The sequence below is a fragment of the Sphingobium sp. genome (assembly GCF_041987595.1).
Taxonomy (GTDB): domain Bacteria; phylum Pseudomonadota; class Alphaproteobacteria; order Sphingomonadales; family Sphingomonadaceae; genus Sphingobium.
This window is the reverse complement of sequence record NZ_JBHIWJ010000056.1, coordinates 18,914-26,823: the sequence shown is the minus strand read 5'-3', so window position 1 is coordinate 26,823 and position 7,910 is coordinate 18,914. Positions and strand designations below refer to the sequence as shown.

Annotated in this window: 8 protein-coding genes and 1 pseudogene; 1 reads left to right on the top strand and 8 read right to left on the bottom strand. The window is 63.5% G+C overall.

Features of this window, described 5'->3' with window-relative positions:
* Window positions 1-188: pseudogene (locus tag ACFC3J_RS14420) on the top strand (LLM class flavin-dependent oxidoreductase); the annotation flags it as partial.
* Between the two features lie 92 nt (window positions 189-280).
* Here the strand turns inward: ACFC3J_RS14420 and ACFC3J_RS14415 are convergent.
* The 8 genes from ACFC3J_RS14415 to cofH form a co-directional block, all read right to left on the bottom strand.
* Window positions 281-1,936, bottom strand: coding sequence for an FAD-dependent oxidoreductase (locus ACFC3J_RS14415; protein ID WP_279728637.1), 1,656 nt, complete (start codon window positions 1,934-1,936; stop codon window positions 281-283).
* Window positions 1,937-2,009: 73 nt separating this feature from the next.
* A complete protein-coding gene (locus ACFC3J_RS14410; RefSeq protein WP_375196849.1) occupies window positions 2,010-2,834 on the bottom strand; it encodes a TIGR03619 family F420-dependent LLM class oxidoreductase in 825 nt (274 codons plus the stop codon).
* Between the two features lie 6 nt (window positions 2,835-2,840).
* Complete coding sequence (locus tag ACFC3J_RS14405) at window positions 2,841-2,990, bottom strand: hypothetical protein (protein ID WP_375196848.1); 150 nt, start codon at window positions 2,988-2,990, stop codon at window positions 2,841-2,843.
* Between the two features lie 27 nt (window positions 2,991-3,017).
* On the bottom strand, window positions 3,018-3,593 hold the full coding sequence (cofC, locus tag ACFC3J_RS14400; protein ID WP_375196847.1) for a 2-phospho-L-lactate guanylyltransferase: 576 nt from the start codon (window positions 3,591-3,593) through the stop codon (window positions 3,018-3,020).
* Entirely contained in the window at window positions 3,590-4,516 is a 927-nt protein-coding gene (gene cofD / locus ACFC3J_RS14395; protein ID WP_279728641.1) for a 2-phospho-L-lactate transferase, read from the bottom strand. Before cofD ends, cofC begins: the two co-directional genes overlap by 4 nt.
* Window positions 4,513-5,250, bottom strand: coding sequence for a coenzyme F420-0:L-glutamate ligase (gene cofE / locus ACFC3J_RS14390; protein WP_375196846.1), 738 nt, complete (start codon window positions 5,248-5,250; stop codon window positions 4,513-4,515). The genes cofD and cofE overlap by 4 nt, the downstream gene beginning before the upstream one ends.
* A 10-nt stretch (window positions 5,251-5,260) precedes the next feature.
* Window positions 5,261-5,917 (bottom strand): NADPH-dependent F420 reductase, encoded by a 657-nt coding sequence (gene npdG / locus ACFC3J_RS14385; protein ID WP_279728643.1) that lies wholly within the window; start codon window positions 5,915-5,917, stop codon window positions 5,261-5,263.
* 43 nt (window positions 5,918-5,960) lie between these two features.
* A partial coding sequence (cofH, locus tag ACFC3J_RS14380) for a 5-amino-6-(D-ribitylamino)uracil--L-tyrosine 4-hydroxyphenyl transferase CofH (RefSeq protein ID WP_375196845.1) occupies window positions 5,961-7,910 on the bottom strand: 1,950 nt, incomplete at its 5' end.

The following is a 7,910-nucleotide window of genomic DNA, read 5'->3' as shown; positions in this document are numbered from 1 at the left end:
TGACCTGCGGGCCGGTGGACGAAGTTCTCGAAAAGATCGAGCCGTTCTGGGATGTTGTGGATTCGCTTTGCCCGATGACGCCCTATCGGGACCTGACCATGGAGCAGTTGACCGACTATAATGCGGGCCTGTTCAAGCTGGTGGCGACCGCCCGAGCGCGCGCGGGCATGGTTGCCGAACCGGCGTAGCAGCCTGCGGCCCTCTCAGAAGTTGAAACGGCAGAAGCCGGGATCGGGATATTCCTTATCCCGGCTTTTGCCGTTAACCCGCCCGAAAAGGATCATGCCGGCACCAGTGTCTCGGCCATGGCTTTGCCCGCGATGAAGCCGGTCACCATGGCCGGGCCGACATTGCAGCCATGGGCCGGCGACTTGCCGCGCCAAATGGAATTGGCGTCGAGTCCTGCGGCGAACAATCCCTCCACCGGCGCGCCATCGGTGCCGATCACGCGGCACTGCGCGTCGATCTTGAGGCCCACGGTCGTCGACCCGTCGCCCGGATGGATTTTGATGGCATAGAAGGGCGCGGTTTCCACCCGGCCCAGGCACGGGTTGGGCTTATGCTTGGGATCGCCGATCTCGATGTCGATCTGCGTGTCGCCCTTGCCGAAATCCGGATCCTTGCCGGTATCGGCATAGCGGTTCATCTTCGCGACCGTCGCCATCAGGCCATCGGCGTCCACTCCGATCTTGCCGGCCAGTTCGCGCAGGCTGGGCGCTTCCGTGACATAGCCCGCCGCGATCAGCTTTTTCAGGCCGCCACCGCCGGGATAGACCATGCCCATGCCATATTTCTTGATGAAGGCGGCGTCGCCGATGATGTGGGCGGGCACGGTGCCGCTCTTGTGCATGGCCTCCACGAAATGGACCGAAGCCTCGTTCCCGAACCGCTCGCCCTTGGCATCGACCGCGATGCAGCCGGGCTTCGACATGTCGATCAGATGGGCATAGCGCGCGACATAGCCGTCCGGCCGCGTCATCTTCGACACCACGGCCCAAACCGCATTGACAAGATTGTCGCCGTCCAGCGAAGCGCCGGCATCCAGCCCCATATTCATCCCGTCGCCGGTATTTTCATAGGGGAGGATCGAGACATGCTTCTCGGCATAAGGGATGTAAGCCTTGCGCAACTGCTCGCTGGCGGAAAAGCCGCCCGACGCCAGAAGCACGCCAACCCGCGCCGCGATATCCTCGCCATTAACGCGCACACCGGTCACGCGGCCGGCCTTCACCAGCAACCGATCGACGGCGGCGTCCTTGCGGAGCGTGACGCCGGTATCGATCGCCGATCGGATCAGCCGCGCCGCCAGCGCGTTGCCCATGGTCAGCCGCGTACCGCGCGGATAGCGACGAACCTTATCCAGGCCGAACTTCGCGGCCAGCTTGCCGAAATGGAACAGCGACTTGGGCGAGGGCATTTCCGCCAGATAGGGTAGATCGAACAGATCGATCATAAAGCCGCCCGGCGCGTTGAACTCCTCGCGCGCGGGACGAAGATCGGCGAAATGATCGCCCAGTTTCTTGCCGTCATATTCCTGCGGCGACAGCAGGCGGCCATGATCGGCCGCGCCGGGGACTTCCGGATACCAGTCGCTGCTGGGTGGCGAGAGCAGGAAATGCACCCGGCTGTTCTGGTCCAGCCATTCCACCATTTCCGGACCGGCATCGAGATAGGCGTCGATCAGCACGGGATCTGCCGTGGGTCCGATGACGTCCAGCACATATTGGCGCGCCACGGCGCGGCTGTCCTCGACACCGGCCGCTCTGGCTTGCGGGCTGTCGGGGATCCAGATGCCGCCGCCCGAAACCGCTGTCGTACCGCCGAAATGTGCGGCCTTTTCCAGCACGAGAACCGACAGCCCGGCAGACGCGGCCCTGATCGCCGCCGTCATGCCGGCCGCGCCCGATCCTACCACCACAACATCATATTGGGCCATCAAGTCCTCCCGATCCCTCTTTCGATATCCCTGAGGAAAGGCACAGCCTTCCGCGCCTTTCCCCCGGCAGGTTTCAGATTTTGGGCATGATTTCCTCGGCGACCCACTGGAGCCGATCGAGATATTCGGTCAGCCCGGATATCCCCGGCGGCAGAGGAACGATGGTTTCATTGACCCCCAATTCCTTCAACCAGCCCACCTGATCGATGACCTTTTGCGCATCCCGCGTTCCGGGCGCGCGCGGGTCGTCCATGATCTCGTGATGGGCGCCGACATTGAGCATTTCCAGCGCAAAGAACAGATCGATCGGCCGCCCGTCATATTCCGGCTGTGAACGGATGAAATCGAGGCATTCGGGAAATTTTTCCGGTGGCGTACGGAAGGGCGACCAGCCATCGCCGAATTTCGCTACCCGCCTGAGCACCGGTTCGGCGTCGCCCCCGAGCCAGATCGGCAAGCGCGGCTGCTGCACCGGCTTGGGCGCGAAACCGACATTCCTGAACCGAACGAATTCGCCTTCAAATTCGGGCTTTTCCGACGTCCACAATTCGATGATCGCGGCGACATATTCATCGGCCATGCGTCCGCGCTGGTGGAAATCGACATTCAGCATGTCGAACTCTTCCTTCAGCCAGCCGACCCCGAACAGGGCCGTGGCCCGCCCGCCGCTCAGCCAGTCGAGGGTCGACCAGGCCTTGGCCTGAACGATCGGACTCTGCAGCGGCAGGATTGACACCGAGGAGCTTAATTTCATCGTCTTGGTGCGGCCGGCCAGGAAGGAGAGGGCAACCGTGCCATGGACATAATGGTCGCCTGACAGGCCAATATGCTCTTGCGGAATGATGAAATGTTCGCCCAACATGCACTTGTTGAAGCCCAGTCGATCGGCCGTCGCCATCGCCTGTCAGATGTCGTCCCCGGTCAGGCTATATTCCCAAGCTTGCGTCATTGCCGCGACATGCATGCTGTTGGGCACGCCCACGTTCAGTTTCATCGACCGATCCTCCCTGATTTCCAGATTGGCGGGCAGAATGGCCGGGATCGGTTCGACCACACCTTCCCTTGGGAAGGATAGCGCCGGTCAAGATTTCAGTCTTGCCGCGCACATATCATGCAGTTCAGCCAAATCGGCGGGCGTGTCGATATCGAAGCCAAGAGCGGCCCGTTCCACGATCGCGGCCCCCGGACGCTGCTGCCTGTGGGGCGTAAGGCTGTCCCGTCCGAAGGCGAAGCGGAAGGGGTTGGCGTCCCGGAGTGCCACCGCATTTGTGCCGCGGCCGTGCCGATCCGGCGCGAAGGCACAGCCGCGATCGTCAGCGGCAGTCAGCAAGGCCTGGACGTCTTGCACCGTCAGATGCGGCAAATCGGAATGGATCACAAGCAAGGGGCGATTGCCCAATTGCGCCCGCGCGCTCTCCAACTCTGGATTGAGGCCTCTGCCGCTGTCGGGCAACCAATGCGACGGCCATTCGGATACTTCCGTCGGCGCAAGAAGGTATAGGGAATTGATCGCATTCACATTGGACAGACAGGTCATGACCCGCGCGGCCATCGCCGACGCCAGCGCCATGCGTTCGGCCGGTTCCAGCGCTTCCCGAAGTCGCGACTTACTTTCCACACCCTGTTTCAAGGGGACGAGGGCAGCCCAGTCCTTCACGAACGAAAGCTGATCGCGAGATCGAGCGCCGCCTGCGCCACGCGAATCTTGTCATCCGGAGTCGTCATCAGGGTCGCACAACGCCCAACGACAATGTCCGGCGCCTCGCAACGGTCTCCGTTATCGATCAAGATGGCGTCGATCAGCCCGGCATAATGCCGGGCGATGCTGTCATTATCGACCGCCATGCTCAATTCCTGCATCAGCTTGGCGGTCGGGCCCTTGACCGCCGTGCCGCCGACAAGTGGAGACACGGCGATGACGGGCGCCTTGGTCTGTTTGATCGCGGAGCCTATGCCGGGCACCGCCAGTAACGGATCGATACTCAGAAATGGGTTTGATGGGGCCAGCAATACAGCGTCGGCCGACTGGATCGCCTCGATGACGCCCGGGGCTGGAACGGCGTGCGTGGCGCCCTCGAACATGATGTGTCGCACGGCCGGCGCGCAACGCTGTTCGACGAAATAGCGTTGAAACTCAAGCCGTCCCTGGTCCGTAACCAATATCGTCGCGACCGCCTGGTCGCTCATGGGCAGTATCCGGGTGGCGATGCCCCACTGGGCGGCAAATCGCGCGGTGATCTGCGACAGGCTCTGCCCTTGCGTCAGGGCATGGGTCCGCGCCACATGCAGGGCCAGGTCGCCGTCGCCAAGCTGAAACCAGTCCTCCCCGTCCAATTCGCGAAGGGCCGCCATGAAGCCCCAGCTTTCGCCTTCCCGCCCCCAACCCTGCGCGCCATTCGCCTTGCCGGACAGCGTATAGAGCAAGGTGTCGATATCGGGCGAAATGTGCAGCCCCATATGCCGGAAATCATCCCCGGTATTGACGATCGCCGTCAGCCCCTCGCCCGCCACGATGCGCGACAGACCCAGAACCAGCTTCGCGCCGCCGACGCCACCGGTCAGAACAACGACGCGCTTCATGCGAACAGATCTTCGTGAACGGGGCGCACCAGATCAGCGGCGGGGCGAGCCGGGCCGGTCAACGGGCAACCCCGCACCAGCGCTGCCGGTATGCCTTCCGCGCCTTCCCCGGTGGCGAGGCAGGCGGCCGTCGCGACGATATCGGCCAGGGCGACCTGGGTAACTTCAAGCGTCCGCCCGTCGCGATCCAGTTCTCCCCTGCGATCCTGCAACGCCGGCAATCCGGCGGCGCCGATGGCGACCGCCACCACGCCCATCCGCCAGGGTCGGCCAAAACTGTCCGAGATGACGACGGGCAGGCCCAGTCGGGCGTGCAGTTGCGACGCCGTTCCATCGGGATCGACCGGCAGGAGCAAGGCGCGATCGCCCTCCCCCGCCCCGATGTTGGACCGATCGATCCCGGCATTGGCCATGACATGGCCCAGCCGGTGCCGCGCGATCAGGACGTGGGGCACGGCGCGCAGGATGGCGCTGGATTCATCCAGCACCAGTTGCACCAGCCGCGCATCCTTGCGCGTGATATCGGCCAGGCGCTGCGCCTCTTCTCCAGGCTCCACATCAGCCAGCGACATGAAACGCCCCTCGGCCTTGGACACGATCTTTTGCGTCACGACCAGAAGGTCGCCGGCGTGGGGTTCAATGCCGCACCGATCAAGCGCCACATGCAGAATGTCCGCCAGATCATCGCCCGGTCTGACCTCCCCAATTCCGGTCAACGGTACGATTTCGATCATCAAATACACCTCAAGCGTCGAGCGGGATCAAATCTCCTGTGATACGAATGCCCGCGCCGTCAACCTTATAGGTCTTGTTCATGAAAATGAGGATCGACGTGAGTGCTTCGGCGGCCGCGGAGTTTACCAACGCGCCGCCGTGAAGCCCCCTCAATCCCATGGCATCGGCCAGCGCCACGATGCGACCCCGGGCATCCTTGTCGTCGCCGAAGACCAGCACGTCGCAGCCGACGTCAATGTCCTTTGCCAGCTTGTGCGCAGCGACATTGTGGAACGCGGACACGAGTGTCACGCCCTCTCCCAGCACCGCCTGCGCCCTTTGGGCGGCGGAGCCTTCATCGGGCAACTGGACCCGCATCACCTTGGGCGGAACGAGGGGAACGGTCGTATCCACGACCAATTTGCCGACGACATGCGGCGCGATGTCGCGAAGCGTCGCCTCCTGCGCGGCAAAGGGCACCGTCAAGATGATGATGTCCGCATTCGCGACGACATCCACATTGGCGCCAGCCCGCAGGCCATGCCCCAATTCCGCGGCAACCTTTTCCGCGCTTTCGGCGTTGCGCGATCCGATCGTCACGGGATAGCCGGCACGCGCCAGCCGCCAGGCGATCGCAGCGCCCAGATTACCGGTGCCGCCGACGACGGCAATGGCGGGAAGAGTCATATATTGTCCTTCAATGGAGCTGGCGAACGATGTTGCAGATCGTTCACGATGGTTCAGCCAAGACGGCGCGACGAGGTCGCACCAGCTCGTAAAGCGTAGTGCGTTGGCGCACAGGTCGCCCGACAGATGCCGCCAGGGCCTGCATTTCCCTGGGGCCGAATTCCTGCCCATTGACGCCGCCGGCAGCCCTGGTGATCGATTCATCCATCAGCGTGCCACCCATATCGTTGGCGCCCGCCTTCAGAATCGCAGCGGCTCCCTCCGGCCCCATCTTCACCCAGGACACTTGGATATTGGGGATCACCGGATGCAGCGCGATGCGTGCCACGGCGTGCATCAACACCGCTTCGCGATAGCTGGGGCCCGATCGCGCCAGCCCTTTGCGCCATATCGGCGATTCCATATGGACGAAGGGCAGCGGGACGAATTCGGTGAAGCCGCCCGTCTCCTCCTGCAATCCGCGAATGCGCAGCAGATGGCGCGCCCAATGCTTATATTCTTCGACATGGCCGAACATGATCGTGGCCGTGCTGCGCAGGCCCACCCCATGGGCCACGCGCATCACCTCGATCCATTCGTCCGCTGTCACCTTGTCCGGGCAGATGATAGCGCGAACTTCGGGGTCCAGTATCTCCGCCGCCGTACCGGGCAGCGTGGACAGCCCCGCTTCCTTCAGCCGCGCCAGATAATCCTCCAGCGGCAGGCCGAGCGTGCGGGCGCCATGGGTCACTTCGAGCGGCGAAAAGGCATGGATATGGATATCCGGCGCGGCGTCGCGCACCGTCTTGAGGACATTGAGATAGGTATGCCCGTCATAATCGGGATGAATCCCGCCCTGCAGGCAGACTTCGGTCGCACCGCGATCCCAGGCTTCGGCCGCGCGGCGTCCAACCTCTTCCATGTCGAGCCTGTAGGCCGGGCCGCGCATGGCCTTGGTGCTGCCCTTGGAAAAGGCGCAGAAGCCGCATTTATAGAGGCAGATGTTGGTATAGTTGATGTTGCGGTTAACGGCATAGGTCAGCGTGTCACCTACGGCCTGCCGCCGCAACCGGTCGGCCCGGTCGACGATGGCGGCGAAATCATCCTGCTCGGCGTCGAACAGGGTCACGATGTCCGCTTCGCTCAGCCGTTCACCCTCCTCCGCTGCGTCAAGGATGGACAGGATCGATCGGGAGGCGAGAACCGGCTCCATCACCATGGTGTCGGGTGCAGGATCGCCATGTCCCGCGGACCATTCGTCCACCTTAGGCAAGCCCCGCCCGTCGATGGCGCGCAGGATCTGGGTGGCGATGGCTGGCGCAGCCCAATCCCGCGCCGCAAGGGCATGACGCGGGCCGATGGCGAGCCGCTGCATCAATATGCGGCCTGCGGCTTTGGTGGCGTCCTCCAATATCTCCAGATGCGGCCAGGGCGCCTCCGGGTTTACATGGTCCGGCGTCACGGGCGACACCCCGCCCCAATCATTGACGCCGGCCCGGATCAGCGGCGCCAGATCGACGCGATCGTGGAGATTGGGCGGTGCCTGGATCGTCATCTCAGGCCCCAGGATGATCCGCGCGGCGGCGATGCCCCAAAGATGATCGTCAAGCGACGGTTCGGCATGATCCGCCATCCGCGTTCCCGGCTTTGCGCGGAAATTCTGGATGATGACTTCCTGAACATGGCCGTAGCGGCGATGCAGATCGCGAATGGCGACCAGCGCTTCCACCTGCTCATCGCGGGTTTCGCCGATGCCGATCAGCAGGCCGGTCGTGAATGGCACGCGCGCCCGTCCGGCCTCCTCGATGGCGGCCAATCGCAGGGCCGGCTCCTTGTCGGGCGAACCGAAATGCGGGCCGCCGCGTGCGCACAGCCGGTCGGAACTGCTTTCCAGCATGATGCCCATGGAAGCGGAATGCGGCCTCAACAGCGCATAGTCGGCGCTGTCCATCAGACCGGGATTGAGATGAGGCAGCAAGCCCGTCTCGCGGAACACCAGTTCCGCCATTTCGGC